Source organism: Pedobacter frigoris (assembly GCF_005116445.1).
In the GTDB taxonomy this organism is placed as follows: Bacteria; Bacteroidota; Bacteroidia; order Sphingobacteriales; family Sphingobacteriaceae; genus Pedobacter; species Pedobacter frigoris.
This window is the reverse complement of sequence record NZ_SWBQ01000004.1, coordinates 293,395-315,126: the sequence shown is the minus strand read 5'-3', so window position 1 is coordinate 315,126 and position 21,732 is coordinate 293,395. Positions and strand designations below refer to the sequence as shown.

Below are 21,732 nucleotides of genomic sequence, written 5' to 3'. Positions count from 1 at the left end.
CTATTGTAAAAACGGATTATGCTGTTTTTCAAAACCTATTGTTGTAGCGGGCCCATGTCCGGGATAAACCGCGCAGTCGTCGGGTAATGTAAACAGGTTATTTTTTATATTATTGATGAGCTGGGCATGGTTACCACCTGGCAGATCAGTACGACCAATGCTATTGTAAAACAAAACATCTCCGCCTATTAAAAAATTATCCTCCCTGGCATAAAAACACAAATGAGCCGGAGAATGACCTGGAGCGAAAATCAGTTCCAGCGTACTATTTCCAAATTTAACTGAACCTGTTTCACCAAGAAACACTTCAGGCTCTGGAGACAATTCATACCTCAGTCCCATTTGAGGCACATAGCCTGGTATAGATTGCAGTACAAATAATTCTCCTTTGTGAAATTGTGGCTTCAAACCCCAGTTGTCATACACAAATTTATTTCCAAATACATGATCATAGTGACAGTGTGTGTTCAGCAAGAGTGTTGGCTTAAGCTTATTCTCCATGATGAAACCAGAAATTATATTCTGTTCTTCACCATCATACATACCCGGATCAATGATGACACATTCTTTCGTTTCATCAAATAACACATAAGTATTTTCCCTCACGGGGTTAAAAGTAAATTTCTGAATGCTTATCATCTCAATATTTGCTTTATAATAGTACTAGTTTTTCCATTTAAATGTACTAATCATTCTGTCAATATCCTTTTTAATAAAAGCAACTACAGGTTGTATGGAATCATACTGTGGTCTTTCATTAAAATATAATGCTCCTCTAAAGTAATACTTAACACTGTCAGTCAGGAAAAACTGGACTGATGACGCCGTGTTTCCTTCAATAGTATAGTAAATACCGTATACTTTCTTGTCTGGATAATTAATTTGCTTCTGATCAATCGCATTTGCCTTCACAGTATGTTTGAATGCAAATGTCCTCGCATCTTCAACTAAGCCTTCGTATTCTCTTTTGGATACAACATCATAATAAGTCAGGTGCAGCCTTCCATTAAATTGCGGAAAAGAAAGATTGTACCAGCATGGCCTGGTATCCCTGCTTTGATCAGCGATCATTTCTGCATAAACGGGGTAATCAAAAGAGAAAGCGCAGCCCTTATCAAAAGTTCTATATTCTTTTTTTGGAAGCTCAATGTTATAATAACCTCTTGGCTTTGGAGAATAATTATTACCGCTGCAGGCCGTAAGAAATAAGCAGAAAGCTGCAAGAATGAAAAGTAATTGCCTTTTCATTGTGTATTCCAAATGTACCATGAACGCTCGGCCTGAAGATAAAGCATATCTATACCATTCTTAATTTTAGCGCCCCTATTCTTTGATTTCTTTAAAAAACTAGTTTCCTCCGGATTATAAACAAGATCATAAGCCAAATGCTTGTCGGATAATGCATCGTAAGGAATCTCTGGAAATGTATCAGCGTTTGGAGACATGCCCAATGGAGTTGTATTTATTAAAACAGTATAGTCCTTCAAAAGCTCCGGTGTCACGCCCTCATAATTCAGTCCATCCTGATCCGGATTTCTGCTCACAATAAGATAGGGAATATTCAATTTGTTTAGCACGTACTTTACTGCCTTCGCAGCACCACCATTACCAAAAACTAATGCCTTTGTGTGATGTACATCGAGCATAGGCAATAATGACGATTCAAAGCCATAAGCATCTGTATTGAATCCTTTCAAATGCGGCTTTCCTTGAGTACGATTTATTGAAATGCAATTTACCGCACCTATGTCAGCCGCAGCTTCATCGATCTCGTCAAGAAATTGAAGTACCCTCAGTTTATGAGGAATGGTCACATTAAGTCCCTCCAATTCCTCATGCTGAGCAATCAATTCAGGCAAAGAATTGACATCTTCTATAGGAAAAAGATCATACTCGCAGTCTGTAATACTTTCGTTTTGAAATTTCCCGGTAAAAAACTTTTTTGAAAAAGAATGCGACAGCGGAAACCCGATTAAACCAAATTTTCTCATGATATAAGATTAAACAACCGGTGTATCAATTGCTATAGCTTTGCCAGATCCAGGAAGTGATCGAAAGTATCCCCTCTTAAGCCCAAACGTATGGTTTCCAAAGGAATAACCTCAGCAGGAGCAATATTTCCAAGATTCACATTTGAACCCAACAATTTAATAAACCACACCTGCTGTTCCTTTTGAGGTGCTTCCCATATGATTGTTTCTTCTGGAATTTGAGTCAGGATCTCATCTACCAAGCCTTCTCTAACTTCTCCAGAACCCCTGTAAATACCTACATTACCGCCTTCTCTCGCTTCAGCAATAACTTTCCAGGATCCCGCTTCAATTTCAGCATTCATCAATTTGATCCACTTATATGGAGCAAATATTTTAGCCGCATCTTTAGAACCAACTTCCGAAATCACGGTAACCTGTTTTGACAGCTTTTGAATGAATTCACATTTCAAATCATGTTCTATTGTAATAGAACCATCTGAAACCTCTACATACTCCATATTGAACTGATCCAACACGCGGCAATAGTCATCAAATTGATTACGTATTATAAATGCTTCAAATAGCGTACCTCCGAAATAGGTTGGAATTCCTGCAGATTTGTAAATAGCCAGTTTCTCTTTCAGATTAGGGGTAACAAAGGAAGTTGCCCATCCCAATTTTACAATATCACTATGTACTCCTGCAACATCTATAAAATCTTCTGTTTGTCTTAAGCTTAATCCTTTATCCATAACCATTGTAATCCCCTTATCGCGTGGTTTTACAGGTCGTTCTGGTATATTATTCAGTGGGTAATTCATATTGGACACAAAGGTGAAAAAAAAACAGACAGTTTTCATCAGCAATCGCTAATAAAAACTGTCTGTTTTTTTATTTTATATAACGGTTTATAACTTCAAGTATCGAACCGTTTTCCTGTAACTGAGGTAAATATTCGAATAAAATATAGTGTTTATCCGGATCTGTAGCAAGAGCAGTTTCCAGATATAGCAGTGCATCACTTTTCTCACCAAGGGCAAAAAGATAGGCAACCATACGATAGTAAAGCTCGGCAGCATCCGGATTGTTCTTTATTGCATCAGCTATCGTTTCAGAGGCCTCCACCAACTTACCTTGTTCGTAAAGTACGGTAGAAAAATCCAGCCAGGCTTCAACGTCTACCGGATTATATTCCAGCACCTTATAATATGCCTCTACCGATTGTTCTATTTGCCCGAGTTTATAATAGGCGTCAGCCATGGCAAACCAGAAATCAGGGTTTTCACCATCGAGTTCAATGGCTTTCTTATAGAAATGAAGGGACTCAAAATAACGCTCCTCAAAATTCAAAGTAACGCCTATACCAAACCAGGCATCAGCCATTTTACTATCCATTTTAACGGACTTTTTATAATATGAACGCGCCTCATCCATACTTTCCAGCTTCTCATAACATTCTCCTATGGCACAATAGGTATCCGCATTGGGCTTTTCGTATTCAAATGTTTGCTTATAAACTTCGATGGCTTCTGCAAAACGATCCAGCTGCACCAATGCATTTCCCTTATTGTAATAGGCAGATGCAAAATTGTCTTTGATCAGAATCGCATAATCATAGGCATCTATCGCCTTTTCAAAGAGATCGAGTTTATGGTATGAATTGGCCAGGTTATACCATGCGGCGTAAGAATATGGATCATTATCTATATATTCCTGATAAAACTTGATGCTTTCTTCCTGCTTATCAAGGATGTCATAACAGAATGCGAGTTCGTATAGCCCGTCCTTGTTCTCCATATTTTGTTCCAAACTCTGCTTGATATACACAATCGCACTTTCATAATCCAGCATATTCTGATATACATACGCTATCTGAAGCAGGATTTCATCTGTAGTTTCCGCGAACTCTAATGCTTTCTGGAAATTATCCAACGCCTCAGAATAGCGTTCCAAACTGTTGTAGATGTTCCCTCTCAGGATGTAGATTTCAGCTTCTGAAGCTTCCAGCATCTCTGCTTTTTGCAATGACAAAAAAGCACGCTCTACCTGATCGGTAACAAAGAATAACTGAGCCTGCTTTACCAGAAACACTGCAGCATAAGGGTGCTGGTTGAGGGCATATTCTATCACCTGCAGGGCCTTTACCGGATCGCTCTTCTCTATATAATAATCAATAATGTTTTCGAAGGCCTGGGCATCAAAAAAGTACTGATCCTGATTGCGTATCATCTCTTCGTAACGTTCTACTGAACGCTGCGCATCATCACTAAAATCAAAATAATATTCCTCTTCCATGTATCGAATAATTAAAGAACAGATCCCTGTGTTAAAAAATACATTATAAGTTTACAACAATTAATAGTACAACTCACCAATTAATTTTCAACATACACACACCTCCACCCATAAACAACTGATAATAATGTTAGTAAGCAAACCTGCATTAAAGATGTCCATGTTAGGTACAGGTGCTATGATCTGAAAGTATGTGCAAAATAACGGAACTTAAACCGAATCCCAGTAATATTCACGTCAAGAAACCTGCCAGATTCAAATAGTCCCACTTTTGGTGAGGAAAAGAAAACAGGAGGAAGAAGAGAAAGTGACTCTGACACCCTGGAAAGCTTCTATAAAACAAAAGCAGCAACGGGTCTTCCGTTGCTGCTCATCTCCCTCACTTTTCCTATATTTATTTCGCATTGAGACTAAAAGCCATTGCTTCGTCAATGCTATTATTTGTTGTTTTTACAGCTACAAAATGCTCGATCGTCAATTTTGAAATGGAATCCCTAACCAATGTATGGTCTAAAGTTGCACCGCTCAACTTCAAATCTGAATGGCCTTTAATAAAAGTATACATGCTCTCTGTCGTCGCCTTCACGTTCGCCTTTGCATTATCTTTTAAAAAGATCTGAAGGTATTTTAAATTAAACTTACCAATGGTTTCTACGGTCACGTCTCCTGAAGCATCAATTCTCTGAAGGTCAGCCACTGAAATCCGTATCGTCACCGGCTCATATTCAGAAGATTTTATAATAAGCGTATATCCCTGTCTTTTGATTGAAGTGTTTCTGGAAGAATAATCTCCATAAACCTCAATCTTCTCTCTGTCAGCCTGAACCAGTTCTATCTTTACCTTACCGGTAATCGTGATTTTATTAAAACTAAAAGTCGATGCCAATGTAGTCATCGCTGTCGTGGCAAGTACAAATAGCATCAGCATTGCACTTAATAATGTTTTTGTTAAAGTCTTCATATTGTTGTTTTTTAAGGTTTTTATATTTTGTTTGTGTTTGATATTAAGACGCAGTCATTTTAAAAACGTTGCAGAGATTTTCCCCCTTTTATACCAGAATCACATCATACACGACCAATCACCTTTTTTTTTCGACAAACACGCCATAAAAATTTGGTCATAATTGAAGAATGCTTTTGAAAGCCACACAAATTGACGTATGTTTAAAGATTTTTAAATGCTTATAGTCCGGTTGTTTTAACTTTTAGCCAATGTTACGTGTAGATGCTGCCAAACCCTGTAAAATTGTATACTCACTATGCAAACACGCCTACTTTGGTTACCTGATTGAGCCACATATCGTTCAGTTAAATCCTCAGGGAGATTTTTCTTTGACTTATCAGCGCTTATTTTCTCACACGGCTAAGGAATTTTCCAGTCATCTTAATGAAACAGACCTTAAACTCATCAAAATTCTAGATGAAACGGAACAGGACTACATCATCAAGAAATACCATAAAAAAGCAATCAGACCCGCAGAGTTTTTCAGCAAGTTCTTCAATGAAAAATTTCATGAAAATGTAAGGCCCAAAATTGAGAAGAAACTCTCCGAGGTATTGGAAGTACTGAAGAGCCATGGCGCCCTCTATCTGATGGATAAGGACGGATGGCCTGCAGAGCGAACTATCGAGATTGCGACCGAACCCGCGACAGTTTTATTCCATTTTCGCCGAAATGAACTGGAAACAAGGTATTTCCCAACCATAAAATACCAGGGTCTGCGCATAGAATTCATGTTTAAGGATGCTCAGGTGGTTAGTAATCAACCCGCCTGGTTGCTATTGAATGATATGGTGTATTTCTTTGAGCAGGATATTGAAGGCAAAAAGTTACTGCCATTTCTCAATAAACGCTACATCACGATCCCGAAGGCTACAGAGGCAACTTATTTTGAGAAATTTGTTGCCCCCCTCATTGAAAAGTATCATGTATATGCTGAAGGCTTTGAGATTAAAACAGAGAAACATGAACCGGCACCGGTAATAAAGGTAATTTATGTTGAAAATGGCACCTCTCAATTGCAATTGTATTTCAAATATGGCGCCTACGCTTTTGCAATGGGAAGCGAAAAGAATGTAACTGTTCGCCTGAAAAAGGAGCAGGACAATTATACTTTTACCCGCATTAAAAGGAATACGGAGTTTGAAAAGCAAAAATTCGATCTCCTGGTTAAAATGGGATTGAAGAAAACAAGTGTGCTTTTTCACAACCTGGAGGTCTCCGAAAATGAGGGAGAAGAACAATCCTACGCAATTATCAACTGGGTAAATGAGCATATAGATACGCTGACAACGGCTGGCTATGAAGTAGAACAGCATACGGGAACCAAAAGGTTTTTGTTTGCAGCCAATAAGATCGATTTTGAAGTTAAAGAAGACAATGACTGGTTCGACATCAATGCCATCGTGTATTTTGGCATTCATCCAATACCATTCATCGCATTAAAACAACACATTCTTCATAAAAGAAGAGAATTTACACTTCCTGACGGGTCAATAGCCATCATTCCGGAGAAATGGTTTACCCAATACGGAAGTCTCTTTAGTCTTTCGGATGGAGGAAAATCGCTGCGGTTGAAAAAGCACCACATCGGTTTAATTAACGAACTGGCGGAAGACGGCATAGCCAATGTGACCCTCAACCGTAAATTGGAAAAGCTGAACGATTTTGAAAATATAGCCGATGTACAAATGCCTGTAAACTTTAAAGGCGACCTGAGAAGTTACCAGAAGGCAGGTTATAATTGGTTTAGCTTCCTGCGCGACTATAATTTTGGTGGTTGTCTGGCCGATGATATGGGTTTGGGTAAAACCATACAAACATTGGCGATGCTCCAAAAGATCAAGGAAGAAGCTGAACAAAATAATACGCACACTACATCGCTCATCGTGATGCCGACGTCTCTTATCTACAATTGGTTAAACGAAGCAAAGAAATTCACCCCAAAACTTAGGATCCATGCCCATACCGGCACGTCCAGAGACAAGGATATCAGCTTATTTGCAAAATACGATATCGTCATTACGACCTATGGAATTACCCGGGTCGACATTGAATTGCTCAAGAACTATTATTTCAGCTACATCATACTTGATGAAAGTCAAAATATAAAAAACCCTTCGTCTAAATCATTTAAAGCAGTCAAGGCCCTCAAATCTAAACACAAACTGATACTAAGCGGTACTCCGGTAGAAAATTCTGTGAGCGACTTATGGACCCAGTTGACCTTCCTTAACCCTGGCCTGCTGGGTACACAGTCATTTTTTAATGAAGAATATGTGCAGGCTATAGAGAAAAGAAAAGACGAAGACAAAGCACGTAAGCTTCAAGCCATCATTAAGCCTTTTGTATTGCGCCGGACAAAGGAGCAGGTTGCGGCCGAACTACCGTCTAAAACTGAACAGATATTCTATTGCAACATGAGTGAGGATCAGGCGGCATATTACGAAAAAACCAAATCTGCATATCGAAATGATCTTTTGAGCAGCATGGATGATGGTACTTATGCTAAAAAACAAGTCCAGCTTTTGCAGGGTTTGACCGCATTGCGGCAACTTGCCAATCATCCTGCAATGATTGATGAAAGCTATACTTCTGACTCAGGAAAATTTGAAAATGTCGTTCATACACTGGACAATGTACTAAAGGGCGGACATAAAGTTCTTATATTTTCACAGTTCGTAAAACACCTGAATATTTTCAAATCTCACTTTGAAAAGGAAGACATTCCCTATGCATACCTGGATGGCGGCACAAAAAACCGTGGTGAAATCGTAGCCGAATTTCAGCAAAACACGGAACTGAAGGTTTTCTTAATATCGATTAAAGCCGGAGGAGTCGGATTAAACCTGACTCAGGCAGATTATGTATTTATCCTCGACCCATGGTGGAATCCTGCGGTAGAACAACAGGCCATCGACCGTACTCATAGAATCGGACAGGAGAAGAAAGTATTTATCTACAAGTTCATCGCAAAAGATACGGTAGAAGAAAAAATTCTGGCGCTTCAAAACCGTAAAAAAAGGCTGGCAAGTTCACTCATAACAACAGAAGAGAGCTTCTTCAAGTCCCTGAGCAAAGAGGACATCCAGGAAATTCTCAATTAAACATCTAGGAAATCCTGATACTCAGCCATGCTGATCATCTCTGCCCCCATGCTCATCAAATGGTCGTTTGGGAGCTGGCAGTCTATCAATTTATATTTTTCTGTCTTACAAAGTGCTATCAACGCGACTTTCGAGGCGTTACTTACGAGACTAAACATGCTTTCTCCGCAAAAAACATCTCCCATCAGCACACCATATAAGCCACCAACCAGATCACCTTCCTGCCACACTTCAACACTACCGGCATAACCTTTTTCAAACAGATGAATATATGCGTCCTGCATCTGATCGGTGATCCAGGTACCGGGCTGGTCTTTTCGTTCGACTTTTGCGCAGTTAACGATAACCCTTGCGAAGGCTTTGTTAAATGTCACATCCAGCAAATCATCACTCAATAGCTTTCTCATGCTTTTGCTAATCCTAATCTTCTCAGGAAAGATCACACAACGTTCATGAGGAGCATACCAGCAAACTGAATCACCCTCACTAAACCATGGAAAAATACCGTTTTCATAAGCCAGAAGCAGCCGTTCCATCTCTAACCCCCCGCCAACAGCAAGAAGTCCGTCCGGATCAGCAAGTTGCGGATTTGGAAAAACAATTTCATCTTCGGGTAATCTAAAAACCATTTACAATTATAAACAATGTTGTTCTCTTCTTAAGTTTCTAAATCACCAATCAAACCTATTTGCTTAGAGTGTGTTATGGCTTCAGAACTTGTGTTAAAAAGGCAGGTATGTATGTTCTTGGCCTTTATTCTAACCAGGAATTCATTGGCCGTCTCCTCCATTTCCTTTCTCACATTTCTGATGTATACAGCCTCTATATTTTTAGGGTATTTTTCTGCGATCGCAGTATATATAGCAGGATCTTTTTGCGAATTGTCTCCAAAAAACACAAACTTCTGATTAGGAAAAGCATCCAATATCCGCATTACCCGCATCAACTTACCCTCATGACCTGTCCTACCGGTTTTAATTAAATCCTTCCAGCGCTTGATCTGGTTCAACAAAAAAGCACCTTCAGGTAATTTATTATACCTGAAAGTCTCTACGAGATAATCATACAAATTCCATTCACTGCTAGACACATAAAAAAAAGGATTGGGCTGATCTGTTTCTGTATGTGACAATGCCAATAAATTATAGTGTGTGTAGGCATCTTTAAAGGTCTTCCTCGTGCGCGGGTTTTTAATGAACAGTTCTCTTAACCTCCGGCCTATAGTAGCCGAATGAGAAACCATGATTGTATCGTCTATATCAGAGATAAAGGCAAACTGCGTGATGTGCGGAACGAATATTTGCCCCTGTCCAACGGACAACACCTTCCCCATATCGTCCAGTGCCTCTACCTTAACACCATGCCAGCCGGCATTCACGTTCTCAGCCGCAGCCCATTCAAATTTAAAGAAGCCATCATATTCCGTCTTCTGGTATACTTCTTGTCCTTTAAATGTAAGCCTTACCTTCACATAAGGATATGGTTTTAAAATGAACAACTTTAAAAGATGTACAATGTTTACGATAAGGTTGTTGCTAAACTTCTGTCTTGTTTTGGCTTTAAACCGGAAAACGTGACCATATACAACTAAGTTATGTGTATGCCCATAGCCATGATATATTTTTACGCTTACAGATTTGTTCATTAGTAATTAAAACAGAGTTACACAAAAGTTGTTTGGTATTAAACAAATATATGGAAGAGCAGGCCTCGAAGATGAAATTATTATTTATAGTAAACCCAGGTTCAGGGAATGGAGGGATTGATTTTAAGGAGCTCATTGTTAAACATTTTGAGTCTTTAAATCATGTTGCTGAAATTTATATGCTTACTAAAAGCTGCTCTTTAGAAAAGATAAAACAAGTTATAGATGATGCAAAGGCTGACCGCGTTGTGGCTGTCGGTGGTGATGGCACATTGAAACTTGTCGCTGAATGCTTGATAGGCACTAATACCCCAATTGCGATTATTCCCGCCGGATCGGCCAATGGTATGGCCAAAGAGTTGGGCATTCCTACCGATGCTAATGAAGCCCTTAATATTGCTATAACCGGAAGTCCTAAAAAAATCCATGCAGTTACCGTAAATAAGGAACTCTGCATCCATCTTTCCGATATAGGTTTCAATGCCTATATCGTGAAGAAATTCAGCTCTCTGCAACACAGAGGCATGTGGGGCTACACCAAAGCGGCATGGAGTGCCCTTTGGAACCATAGAAAGATGCATGTTGAGTTTAACATCAAAGGAAAGACCATCAGTTCTGAAGCAGCAATGGTGGTTATCGCCAATGCTACGATGTATGGAACGGGTGTTAAGATCAATCCTGAAGGCAAACTGGATGACGATGTTTTTGAAATTGTACTGGTGAAGGAATATTCTGTAATGGAAATCCTCAAACTAAGGTTCACAAATATGGCCCTTAACCCAAAAAACATCGAGCTATTTCAGACCACAAGCCTGAAAATAAAGACCAAGCATAAAGCTCATTTTCAGGTAGATGGTGAATATATCGGTAAGGTGAATCAGGTAGAGGCCCAGATCATACCTCAGGCAATATGCATTATTGTTTAATTACAATATTTAGCTAAAGCTTCATCTGCAAGATCAGAGCCCATATGTTTTACAAACATAAAGTCCTCACAAGCACCTTGTTTGTCTTTCTGCTTTAATTTTTTCATGCCTGCAGCAATGCGCTGATTGAAGTATTCATTATCATATCCAAGGGTAGCCTTTAACGCTTTGATTTTTACTGCTTCATCTTTGGTAAAAGGCTTCCCCTGCTCTTTATTTTTGTAGAAATTGAGTACGGCATTAGTCAGGCCTTCATTGGATCTGTAAGCTTGTATAGCCTGTGCGATCTGCTCCCGGCTCCTGTTTCCGCAATCTTCAGAAGCTATGCTAAATCTGATAGGGGCAATGATTGAAACAGTAGTATCATGCCCGGCTGGCATAATCCATTTTCCGCTGCTCATCCTGATCAGTCTGAGAGCTTCATCATCCAGATCTGTTCCTACGCCTTTGCTGATTTTAGAATAGTAAACCTCTCCTGTTTTATTCAACTTAAAGCTGATGGTTACCGTACCCTGAATACAATTTTGAAGAGAATACTGAGGATAAACCCTGTTATTAGCGACAAAACTTTCGAGACTACCTTTAAGTTTGGGCTGGGCCTGAACTGCAAATCCGTATAAAAGAAATAATACCAGAAGAATTTTTCTCATATACTAATTTACAAAAATTATGTGTCTTCGTCCGTATCCTTACGCTCTTTTGATATTTTATCAAAAATCTTATCCATATGCTCTACATACTCATTGGTATCGTCCAAAAAGAAAGTCAACGTAGGTACTACCCTTGCCTGATGGCGGATACGGGCACCCAACTTATACCGAATTTCACTGGTATGAGAGTTTACCTCCGCAACAGACAGCGATGTATTATTGGTATTTAAAAAGCTAAGATATACTTTGGCTACTGCAAGGTCTGGAGAAACACGGACCTTGGTAATGGTAACCAATGTGTTCGGAAGGTAGGCAGAACCCTCACGTTGAAAAATCGCTGCTAACTCTTCCTGTATTACTCCTGCAAATTTCTGCTGACGTTTACTTTCCATATGTTCTTCTATTAATATAACAATTTATCGTAAGGGTAACGCTCAGTATGCAGCGCCACGACCTTATCATACAATAATTGTTTAAATTCTTCTAAATTCTCTTTATGCAGGGCTGATATAAATATTGCCGGCGCGTTATTACTTGCCATCCAGCTGCGCTTAAAGTCTTCCAGTGTAAGCTGCACAGGCTCTTCGTCCTCATGATCCGGTTCGGGAACTACATAAGCATCAATTTTATTGAACACCATAATGGTTTCTTTATCTCTTGCTCCCAAATCCTTTAGTGTTTCATTAACCACATTGATCTGATCTTCAAAATTCTGATGTGAGACATCCACAACATGAATCAAAACATCTGCCTCACGAACTTCATCCAATGTCGATTTAAAGCACTCTACCAAATGATGTGGTAGCTTTCTGATAAACCCAACGGTATCTGAAAGTAAAAATGGCAGATTTTCAATCACTACTTTTCTAACCGTGGTATCCAGTGTAGCAAACAGTTTATTCTCCGCAAATACCTCAGATTTAGACAGCATGTTCATGATCGTCGATTTACCAACGTTGGTATAGCCCACAAGCGCAACGCGGATAAGTTGGGCTCGGTTCTTACGTTGTGTTTCGTTTTGCTTATCGATCAGTTTTAACCTGCTTTTCAGCAAAGCGATCTTTTCAAGGATCATCCTCCTGTCACTCTCTATCTGGGTCTCTCCCGGACCTCTCATTCCAATACCACCTTTCTGGCGCTCAAGGTGAGTCCATAAACGTGTAAGACGAGGCAGCAAATATTGCAACTGCGCCAGCTCAACTTGCGTTTTTGCCTGAGCTGTCTGTGCCCTCCCGGCAAAAATATCAAGGATCAGATTGCTCCGGTCAAGGATTTTTACCTGAAGTTCCCGTTCAATATTTCTCAACTGAGATGGTGACAACTCATCGTCAAACACCACCATATCTATTTCTTCAGACTTCACATAAGCCTGTATTTCTTCCAGCTTTCCTGTACCCACAAACGTTGCACGATCTGGTTTAAGCATCTTTTGTGTAAACTCATGCTCTACCAGTCCGCCAGCAGTATCTACTAAAAAAGCCAGTTCATCCAGATACTCTCTGGTTTCTTCAGGCCTTTCTCCGGGTCTGATTACACCAACAAGTACTGCACGTTCCTGCTTAAGCGCCGTATCGTAATATTTCTGTTTTCCCATGTAAAGTACAAAGATACAAAAGTTATACCGACTTCAATTCACTGACAAAAGCGCTGATCGCCTGTCCTGGATTTGCAGTCTTCATAAAATTTTCTCCAATGAGAAAACCATTGAATCCAACCTGTTTCAATTGCTTAATGGTTTCGGTATCACTGATTGCACTTTCAGATATCTTCATAAATTCCGAAGGGATTTGATCTACAAGATCAAAAGAGGTCTGAATATTGACCGTAAAATCAGCCAGATTTCGGTTATTTACGCCAATGGCATCTAGGTCATTACAAATGCTTCGCTCCAGTTCTTCCTGGTTGTGCACTTCTAAAAGCACATTCAGCCCTAAGCTTTTTGATATCGCAGCAAGGTGCTTAATCTCTGCAGGTGTCAGTATGGCGGCAATCAGCAAAATAATATCTGCCCCAAGCGCCTTTGCTTCAATAATCTGATACTCATCAATCATGAAATCCTTTCTCAGCACAGGGATTTGATTGGCAGCACGAGCCTTAAGCAAGTCCCGCGTATGACCTCCAAAGAAGTCTGTATCAGTCAGCACAGACAAGGCCGAGGCCCCTGCCGCCGCATAAGCCGTTGTAACGTCTTCTACCGAAACCTGATCATTAATGATCCCTTTTGACGGAGAGCGTCTTTTAAATTCAGCGATAATACCGGTGCACTGCTCATCCAGCAAAAATTCCTTAAAGGAATAAGGATTTCTATTAAAATGCAGACCGGCTTCCAGCTCTTTTACGGAAACAGCCTGTTTAGCTAACGCAACCTCTTCTTTTTTACGAAGTACAATTTTATCTAAAATATTCATATTTAACGCCCCAACCAGTTTTTCATCATTTGTTTCCCATAATCGGTCAGCACACTCTCCGGGTGAAACTGAACACCCCGCACGTCCAGTTCCTTATGCCTTAACGCCATGATCTCATCCGAAGCATCTGTTGCGGTAACAGTAAAGCATTTCGGCAAACCTTCATTATCCACAACCCAGGAATGGTAGCGGCCCACATTGATTACATCCGGACAATCTTTAAATAAAAGTTCTTCCTTATCCAGCACATTTATAGGTGTAGCAATGCCATGCATTGGTCTGCCCAGATTCAGCAACTTACCACCGAATGCCTCTGCTATAGCCTGTTGCCCAAGGCATACACCAAATATACTTTTAGTTGAAGCATAGGTTTTTATGACCTCGAGCAATAAACCAGCTTCTTCGGGTATTCCTGGGCCTGGCGAAAGTAAAATCTGATCAAACTGATCTACATCAGCCAGTTCAAACTTATCATTACGCCACACTTCAACATCTCTGCCCAATTCATTCACCAGATGTACCAGGTTATAGGTAAACGAATCGTAATTGTCTATAACCAAAACTTTCTTTTCCATCTTATTTTCGTTATTCATGTTAAATCTGTGTCGCCATTTCAATTGCCCTGCGCAATGCTGCAATTTTATTATTTACCTCATTCATTTCATTTTCCGGAACAGAATCGGCCACTATACCCGCTCCTGCCCTATAATGCAAGGCATTATTCTTACTCATAAAAGTACGGATCATGATACAGTGGTTGAACTCATCATTAAAGCCCATATAACCCAATGCTCCCGCATAAAAATTCCTGCCAAGTCCTTCATTTTCGTCTATCAGCTGCATTGCCCGGTACTTAGGTGCTCCGCTTAAAGTCCCAGCCGGATAAGTATCCGCTACAATTTTAAAGGCGGAAACACCCTCCTGAAGCTTGCCACTCACTTTAGACACGAGGTGGATCAGGTGTGAGTAATATTGAACTTCCTTAAACGACTTTACCTGAACCTGGTTGCAATGTCTGCTTAGGTCATTCCGTGCCAGATCTACCAGCATCACATGCTCTGCGCTTTCTTTAGGATCCTGCTCCAGCTTGCGGGCCTGTTCTGCATCATCCTCATCATTTCCAGTCCGTTTAAATGTACCCGCAATTGGAAAAATACTGGCCTCTTTGTTTTTTATGGTAATCTGAGCTTCAGGAGAAGACCCAAAAAGCTTGAAGCTTCCATAATCAAAATAAAACAGGTAAGGAGATGGGTTGATAGACCTTAAACAGCGGTATACATTGAATTCATCACCCAGAAAAGTTTGTTTGTAGGCTCTTGAAGGTACGATCTGAAATACATCTCCCCTTAAGATGTGCTTCTTGAGCTTAACTACCATTTCCATGAACTCCTCGTTTGTGAGGTTAGATTCTTCTTCACCCGTTGAGCTAAAACTATATTCCGGGAAATTTTTATTCTGAATGATGTACTCTAATTTCTCCAGATCCTCTGTCTCATCGCCGTTAAAGGTATTCTTAAACAATGCAACCTCATTTCTAAAGTGATCTATCGCGATGATATATCTATAGATATGGTATTGCATCAAAGGAATCTCTTCATCTTTAGGAGCCGTTGATGAGAACACAATATCTTCAAAATGCTGAACAGCATTCCAAGTAAAATAGCCAAACAAACCATTTGAAATGTAGCGTTTATCCTCAACCTCGGTTGGCTGAAAGGATGCCTTAAATGCTTCTATCTCATCTGTAAGTACAAAATCTGTTTTCTCTTCCTTCTTTCCATCGGGATAATAAGTCGAGAGGACGCCATTTTGCAGGGCAATTCCTGCAATCGGCTCTGCACATACATAACTTACTGAATTTTCCCTGCTATGATAATCAGAACTTTCCAGCAAAATTGTATTTGGAAACACGTCTCTCAACCGCAAATAAATACTTACCGGAGTGGTCGTATCCGCAAGTCTCTTTTTGTGAGTTGTGTTAATGATATATTTCATTTGTATATATTTTAATCTTTTCTATTTGATCTTTTTACTATGCTAATGCCTTGCTCACCCCGACGTCATCCTGAAATAAATTCAGGATGAAGTAACGCAGACACAACAACCTTAAACAACAAAAAGCCCAACGTGTGGTCTACGTCGGGCTTCAATGTGGTTTGGTTTAGGTTGATAAACTATAAGGTACACAAGACTGCGACTAGACTCTTTTCAGAAGTACTACGCCATTGCCAAGTATGTATATTGTTAATCATATGTCACAAAAATATAAATAAATCTTACAAAGCAAAATTAATTTTGTGAATTTTATGAAATGCCAAAGAATGACCTTGAAGGATCAGCCATTACCATTCGAATGATTGCCGCTACAATCACTAGAAGGGCTAAACCAAAATATAGTGCAATTGTTTTATGTTTAATAACATCATCGGCTCCCCTTTTGGATTTTGCATTACCAATCGTCACCAATATCGCAGCAAGAATCATCATACTGATGTGCTCCATTTTCCAGTATCCCAGGCCTTTCACCACCGGACTGATGAAATACAGCACCAGGCCCATCAGTACCTGAATGTGTGTAAAGATCAGCGTAAACAGGTTGATCTTTCTATTACCCCCTGTATATGGTTTCTTTCCAAGCCAGCCAGAAATTGCCTGAATTAGAGCGATTACCAATAAAATTAAAACCAGGTAACGCCAACCTGAATGCGCACTTTTTAAAATCTGATCCATAAACTTTTTTCTTTCAAACTTAGCTATTTACTTTCTCTTTAGTAAAAAAGGAAAACAGTAAATGATTTTTAGAATCATTATAAACTAAACTTCCACAGCATCATAAACCACAACTTTACTCCAGAGATGACTGCAATTCTTTATAAACTCAAGATGCAGGGGATGTGTCTGATAAGTTACCTGTCCGGCGAGGTCAGTGAAGAATATCAGTTCAGACACACTCCAGCTCATGTCTATGACATCCCGTTTTTCCGTTTCTGCCACAACACCTACATGTAGTCCATGAACCGTTTCAATTTTTTTGAGCGTTTTGATCCCTGCAACTAATTTGTTGCGATCTTCCTTTGACCCGGGATTTTTAAGCCAGAAAAACACATGGTGCGCGAGCGGATATTTCTTTTCCATATTAAATGAGGGCATCGCTGCTGCAGCGGTGCTAATACCTAGCGCTGTGGCAGTTCCGATAAACTTTCTTCTATTTGATTTGTTCATAATCAATCAATAAGATGATAAAGATATTGCTTTTTTATATCTTTAATCTATCTCGTATGATATGCATTTAAACAACCAATCATGAAAGTTATCAAACTAATCATCCCGACAGTAGTCATTGTAATTGCCACAATCTTCAGTTTACACGCACAATCCATTTCAGGTGCATGGCATTTATCCGAAGGAAATAAATCTCACCACCTGTTCTTTCAGGATGGTTTCTATTTTCATACGGTACATGAGGGCAACAAGTTTCTTACGAGTGAAGGGGGAAAGTATACCATCAATGATAAAACGCTGAAAGCCGAATCCTTATTCAACAGTAACGATTCCACCAAGATCGGCACTATGCTCAGCATACCCTTTTCTATTTCTGCAGACCAGCTTTCTTTACAAGTGGAGGAAGGAAATGTAGAATTTGACCGTGTAGATAATGGAACAGCACCGTTAGCCGGTGTATGGCGCATAACAGGACGTATGCAGGATGGAAAAATATCACCAATACATCAAACAGGCACACGTCAGACTTATAAACTGCTAACCGGAACAAAATTTCAATGGGTAGCCATCGATCCTGCTAAAAAGCAATTTTCAGGTACAGGCGGTGGTTCCTATACCTTCAAAGATGGCAAGTACACCGAGAATATTGAGTTTTTCTCCAGAGACAACACACGCGTTGGCGCATCATTGAGCTTTGACGGTAAACTTGAAAACGGCGATTGGCACCATAGCGGACTCAGCAGCAAGGGCGATAAAATTTACGAGATATGGAGCAGGGTTAAATAAAGCATTATTGTCCCTGTGCGACCAATTCGTGGACTATCATTGCCCCGGCCTTGTTGCCCGTGTAAACAGCGGAAGCAACTGAACGCATCATAGTCGCAATGTCTCCGGCTACATAAATTCCGGGAATACTACTTTTTTGCAATTCATCTACTTCAATATGTCCAGTCCCGGTCATCTTGCAACCCAAATCATTTGGAATACTGCAATGCTGCTCGAATGGAGGTCTTGCATAAAGTGCATCAACCTGGGTGCTCAAACCATCTTTAAATACAATATTCTTTAATATACCATTTTGGTGATCAAATCTTTCTATTTCACGCTCCTCTACCTGAACATTCATTTCTGACAACTTCTGCAGCTGATCTATTTCCAGAGTAGCCGGTCCATTCGTAAAAACACTCAAACCATCCGTCCAGTTTTTAATCATGCGTGCGAGTTCAAATGCACCGGCTCCGTTCATCAAAACACCCGTATTCTGACCTTTATATTCGTATCCATGACAATAAGGGCAGTGAATTACAGAAATTCCCCAGCATGCTGAAAAGCCAGTTATATCAGGCATCAGATCTTTAAGACCTGTTGCAAATAATACCTTTTTGCTGAAGAACACCTGCCCGTCTTCCAGGCTGACTTGAAAATTGAGATCTTCTCCAGTCACGGTCGTAGCATTCCCATTTACAAATCGCACCGTAGGATATTTCATCACCTGCGCTTTGCCTAATGCTGCAATTTCGGCCGGCTCGCTTCCATCGCGGGTTAAAAAATTATGAGAATGAGGAGTCTGTGAATTGCAGGGTTTCCCGCTGTCAATAACTACTACCGTCCTGATCGCCCTACCCAGCGCCATCGCCGCAGAAAGTCCGGCATAACTTCCCCCTATAATAACCACATCTTTTTTCATATCATAATGCATCTTAGTTGCAAATATAAGTCAGGATCCCGCAAATGCAACTAAGATGCGTATTGCTTACAAAGGAATGACTAATTTATTCCGTGCCTCAGTTTAGTGCCTTTAACAGCTTTTAACAAACAGTAAGAAGACAACTACTCGACTGGTAGTAGACTGATTCGTAACTGATAGAGGATTCCTTCGGAAAACTGGTACCCTTTTGCGAAGCAGACCCGAAGCAGGCCTTGACCAGTCCCGAAGCTGGTAAGTCGGCCTGATTCGGGGAGCAATTCCGGGACATGACGCTATCAATAGTTAATCCGAATTAAGTTTTTTCACATTTAAGCAAGCAACATCTAGTCTGGGTAATATTAACTTCTCAAAATTCCATTATCTTAGCACTAAAAATTAAACATTATTAACCTTACATTGTTGTTTACCAAGCATTTTAATAATATACCATGAGCATCAAAAGGTACTTATATAGTGTACTGTTGCTGCTTTTTTGCTTTGTACAGTACGGATTTGCAAATAAAAACCAACCCCCTATAGCAAAAACAGGGGTTATAGATCTTCGCGGGCAATCATTTACCAGTAATATTGAACTTAATGGGCAATGGGAATTTTACTGGGACCAGCTGATCAATCCAATGGACACAGCAACTGGAAATGCTGAACTGGTTAATTTCCCCTTCCTCTGGACAGAGCCTACACTAAAAGGAAAAACCTATCCCTCTTATGGCTATGCAACCTACAAACTTCAGATCTTGCTGAGTAAGGATGCCCCGCCTCTTCGCCTCGAAATGCCGGATCTTTATTCTGCATATGCACTGTACATCAATGGAAAGATGGCACTCTCAGACGGAAAAGTAACAACTACAGCAGAGGGATTTATACCACACTGGGAGATTAAATTTTTAAATCTGGATACAGGAAAAGACACCTTAAATTTTGTGCTTCACGTCGCCAACTTTGCTCATAGCAAAGCCGGAGTAAAAAAGCCATTGATTATTGGTGAAAAGACTAAAATCGGACTGGAAAGACGACGTACTGAAGCCATTGACCTTCTGCTAACAGGATGCTTATTTATGGGTGGACTCTTCTTCCTGGGGCTTTATTTATTGGGAAACAGGGATAAGGCAACACTATTATTTGCATTATATTCAATTGTCTATAGCTATAGGATTATGGGCGTAGATAACTATGTGCTTCATACCATCATTCCGAACACAAGCTGGTACATTACCGCAAGGCTTGAATACCTGAGCTTATTTATGGGCATTGGTCTTTTTGGCCTGTACACGCGCTATCTTTACCCAGAAGATGTACACCATAAAATTGTCACGATAGTAAGTCTGATATGTTTTACATTTGGCTTAACTTCTCTTGTTCTTCCTCCTTTGTACTTTACACAACTGGTCAACCCTTTTTTAATCGTTACTATATTTTGCATTTTATATGTTCCCTATGTCTACATAAAAGCATATAAAAAAAATAGGCCTGGAGCCGTTTATGCATTGGCAAGCACAATTGCACTTATGTTTATTTTTACCATAACGTTATTTCATTACTGGTCTGTTATCCCCCAGCTGCAGCTGCTAAGTTTTGCTTGTTATGTAAGTTTCTTTTTTCTACAATCTTTGGTATTGTCTCACCGTGTTTCATTCGTGTTAAAAAAGGCCAGACATGAAGCGGAGTTGGGACTTATTGCAAAAAGCGAATTTTTGAGTACCATGAGCCATGAAATCAGAACTCCTTTAAATGCGGTTATCGGTATGAGCCACCTGCTGTTAAAGAACAATCCCAGAGAAGATCAGCGAAAGGAGCTTGATGTGATGCTTTTTTCAGCCAACAATCTTTTAGCGATTGTAAACGATATCCTTGATTACAATAAGATAGAAGCCGGAAAAATAACTTTTGAGCATATAGAAATGGATATAGCTTCCATTGCGAGAAATATCGTAAGTGGGCTTCAAAGTGCTGCGCATGATAAAAACATTGAATTAAACCTAAAAATTGATCCCTCACTCAAAAACAAGCTTTTGGGCGACCCCACGCGAACCTCACAGATCATTACCAACCTGGTACATAATGCGATAAAGTTTACTAAGGAAGGTTATGTAGAAGTAAACATTAGCGTCAAGGATCAAACTGAAACCAAAATCACCTTAAAGACCCAGATAAAAGACACCGGGATCGGGATCTCCATGGAGAAACAAAAACTGATCTTTGAGCGGTTTACACAAGCTGATTCATCCACTTCAAGAGGTTTTGGAGGAACCGGACTTGGCCTGGCTATTTGTAAAAAACTCCTGGAATTGCAACACTCTTCACTCCACCTCAACAGCAAGGAGGGAAAGGGTTCTACATTCTATTTTATCCAGACCTTCGAAAAGAGCATTAAAACAACCGAACAACAAATTAAGGACAATAACAGCCCAAATGAATCAGACAAACCATTTGCAGGGGTCAGCATATTGCTTGTCGAGGACAATGAAATGAATGTACTGGTTGCGCAAAACTTCCTGAAACGCTGGGGAGCGGATGTAGATGTAGCCATCAATGGTCTTGAAGCATTAAATATGCTGGATGTTGATAAACACAATCTCGTATTAATGGACTTGCACATGCCGGTTATGGATGGGTACCAGGCCTCTTCAAAAATGAGGGAAAATGGAGTGACCCTACCAATTATTGCCCTGACAGCCAATTTACCTAACGAGATAGAGGAACGGGTAAAGCAATCTGGTATTGATAACATCGTGGTAAAACCTTTTCTGCCAGATGAACTATACAGAAAAGTATTGCACCACCTAAGTCTTTCAAAATAG

The 21,732-nt window shown here is 40.0% G+C and carries 21 protein-coding genes; 4 read left to right on the top strand and 17 right to left on the bottom strand.

Annotation, left to right across the window (positions count from 1 at the left end):
- The 6 genes from FA047_RS15180 to FA047_RS15155 all read right to left on the bottom strand — a co-directional run bounded on the left by FA047_RS15180 (position 1) and on the right by FA047_RS15155 (position 5,229).
- Positions 1 to 639 (bottom strand): MBL fold metallo-hydrolase, encoded by a 639-nt coding sequence (locus tag FA047_RS15180; RefSeq protein ID WP_136836925.1) that lies wholly within the window; start codon positions 637 to 639, stop codon positions 1 to 3.
- 24 nt (positions 640 to 663) lie between these two features.
- Positions 664 to 1,248 (bottom strand): gliding motility lipoprotein GldD, encoded by a 585-nt coding sequence (gene gldD / locus FA047_RS15175; protein WP_136836924.1) that lies wholly within the window; start codon positions 1,246 to 1,248, stop codon positions 664 to 666.
- On the bottom strand, positions 1,245 to 1,991 hold the full coding sequence (locus tag FA047_RS15170; protein ID WP_136836923.1) for a shikimate dehydrogenase family protein: 747 nt from the start codon (positions 1,989 to 1,991) through the stop codon (positions 1,245 to 1,247). The genes gldD and FA047_RS15170 overlap by 4 nt, the downstream gene beginning before the upstream one ends.
- Before the next feature lie 32 nt (positions 1,992 to 2,023).
- Complete coding sequence (locus tag FA047_RS15165; RefSeq protein WP_136836922.1) at positions 2,024 to 2,794, bottom strand: phosphosulfolactate synthase; 771 nt, start codon at positions 2,792 to 2,794, stop codon at positions 2,024 to 2,026.
- Between the two features lie 70 nt (positions 2,795 to 2,864).
- On the bottom strand, positions 2,865 to 4,268 hold the full coding sequence (locus FA047_RS15160) for a tetratricopeptide repeat protein (protein ID WP_136836921.1): 1,404 nt from the start codon (positions 4,266 to 4,268) through the stop codon (positions 2,865 to 2,867).
- Between the two features lie 394 nt (positions 4,269 to 4,662).
- On the bottom strand, positions 4,663 to 5,229 hold the full coding sequence (locus FA047_RS15155; protein WP_136836920.1) for a GIN domain-containing protein: 567 nt from the start codon (positions 5,227 to 5,229) through the stop codon (positions 4,663 to 4,665).
- A gap of 251 nt (positions 5,230 to 5,480) precedes the next feature.
- Here FA047_RS15155 and FA047_RS15150 point away from each other — a divergent pair, with 251 nt between their 5' ends.
- On the top strand, positions 5,481 to 8,375 hold the full coding sequence (locus tag FA047_RS15150; protein WP_136836919.1) for a DEAD/DEAH box helicase: 2,895 nt from the start codon (positions 5,481 to 5,483) through the stop codon (positions 8,373 to 8,375).
- Here the strand turns inward: FA047_RS15150 and aat are convergent.
- Both aat and FA047_RS15140 read right to left on the bottom strand, forming a co-directional pair.
- Positions 8,372 to 9,004, bottom strand: a complete 633-nt coding sequence (aat, locus tag FA047_RS15145) for a leucyl/phenylalanyl-tRNA--protein transferase (protein ID WP_136836918.1) — start codon at positions 9,002 to 9,004, stop codon at positions 8,372 to 8,374. The two genes, FA047_RS15150 and aat, sit on opposite strands and share 4 nt — an antisense overlap.
- Before the next feature lie 29 nt (positions 9,005 to 9,033).
- Positions 9,034 to 10,020, bottom strand: a complete 987-nt coding sequence (locus FA047_RS15140) for an App1 family protein (protein WP_136836917.1) — start codon at positions 10,018 to 10,020, stop codon at positions 9,034 to 9,036.
- A gap of 50 nt (positions 10,021 to 10,070) precedes the next feature.
- Between FA047_RS15140 and FA047_RS15135 the strand changes: the two genes are divergently transcribed.
- Entirely contained in the window at positions 10,071 to 10,946 is an 876-nt protein-coding gene (locus tag FA047_RS15135) for a diacylglycerol/lipid kinase family protein (protein ID WP_136836916.1), read from the top strand.
- On the opposite strand, the gene FA047_RS15130 is transcribed toward FA047_RS15135, so the two are convergent.
- From FA047_RS15130 to FA047_RS15095, 8 genes are all read right to left on the bottom strand, one after another.
- Entirely contained in the window at positions 10,943 to 11,596 is a 654-nt protein-coding gene (locus FA047_RS15130) for an energy transducer TonB (RefSeq protein WP_136836915.1), read from the bottom strand. The genes FA047_RS15135 and FA047_RS15130 overlap by 4 nt on opposite strands.
- Before the next feature lie 17 nt (positions 11,597 to 11,613).
- Positions 11,614 to 11,988 (bottom strand): 30S ribosome-binding factor RbfA, encoded by a 375-nt coding sequence (gene rbfA, locus FA047_RS15125; protein WP_136836914.1) that lies wholly within the window; start codon positions 11,986 to 11,988, stop codon positions 11,614 to 11,616.
- 11 nt (positions 11,989 to 11,999) lie between these two features.
- Positions 12,000 to 13,190, bottom strand: coding sequence for a GTPase HflX (gene hflX / locus FA047_RS15120; RefSeq protein WP_136836913.1), 1,191 nt, complete (start codon positions 13,188 to 13,190; stop codon positions 12,000 to 12,002).
- Positions 13,191 to 13,212: 22 nt separating this feature from the next.
- Positions 13,213 to 14,004, bottom strand: a complete 792-nt coding sequence (gene trpC / locus FA047_RS15115; RefSeq protein WP_136836912.1) for an indole-3-glycerol phosphate synthase TrpC — start codon at positions 14,002 to 14,004, stop codon at positions 13,213 to 13,215.
- Between the two features lie 2 nt (positions 14,005 to 14,006).
- Entirely contained in the window at positions 14,007 to 14,579 is a 573-nt protein-coding gene (locus FA047_RS15110; protein ID WP_136836911.1) for an anthranilate synthase component II, read from the bottom strand.
- Between the two features lie 19 nt (positions 14,580 to 14,598).
- Complete coding sequence (locus tag FA047_RS15105) at positions 14,599 to 15,999, bottom strand: anthranilate synthase component I family protein (protein WP_136836910.1); 1,401 nt, start codon at positions 15,997 to 15,999, stop codon at positions 14,599 to 14,601.
- 309 nt (positions 16,000 to 16,308) lie between these two features.
- The gene (locus FA047_RS15100; protein WP_136836909.1) at positions 16,309 to 16,734 is read right to left on the bottom strand and encodes a cytochrome B; all 426 of its coding nucleotides are present in this window, start codon (positions 16,732 to 16,734) and stop codon (positions 16,309 to 16,311) included.
- Positions 16,735 to 16,818: 84 nt separating this feature from the next.
- Complete coding sequence (locus tag FA047_RS15095; protein WP_136836908.1) at positions 16,819 to 17,226, bottom strand: Dabb family protein; 408 nt, start codon at positions 17,224 to 17,226, stop codon at positions 16,819 to 16,821.
- Positions 17,227 to 17,307: 81 nt separating this feature from the next.
- Between FA047_RS15095 and FA047_RS15090 the strand changes: the two genes are divergently transcribed.
- Positions 17,308 to 18,012, top strand: a complete 705-nt coding sequence (locus FA047_RS15090) for a membrane or secreted protein (RefSeq protein WP_136836907.1) — start codon at positions 17,308 to 17,310, stop codon at positions 18,010 to 18,012.
- Positions 18,013 to 18,016: 4 nt separating this feature from the next.
- Here FA047_RS15090 and FA047_RS15085 read toward each other — a convergent pair whose 3' ends face one another.
- Positions 18,017 to 18,913: an NAD(P)/FAD-dependent oxidoreductase gene (locus tag FA047_RS15085; protein WP_136836906.1), complete on the bottom strand. Its 897-nt coding sequence runs from the start codon at positions 18,911 to 18,913 to the stop codon at positions 18,017 to 18,019.
- Between the two features lie 449 nt (positions 18,914 to 19,362).
- Between FA047_RS15085 and FA047_RS15080 the strand changes: the two genes are divergently transcribed.
- Positions 19,363 to 21,732, top strand: coding sequence for an ATP-binding protein (locus FA047_RS15080; protein WP_136836905.1), 2,370 nt, complete (start codon positions 19,363 to 19,365; stop codon positions 21,730 to 21,732).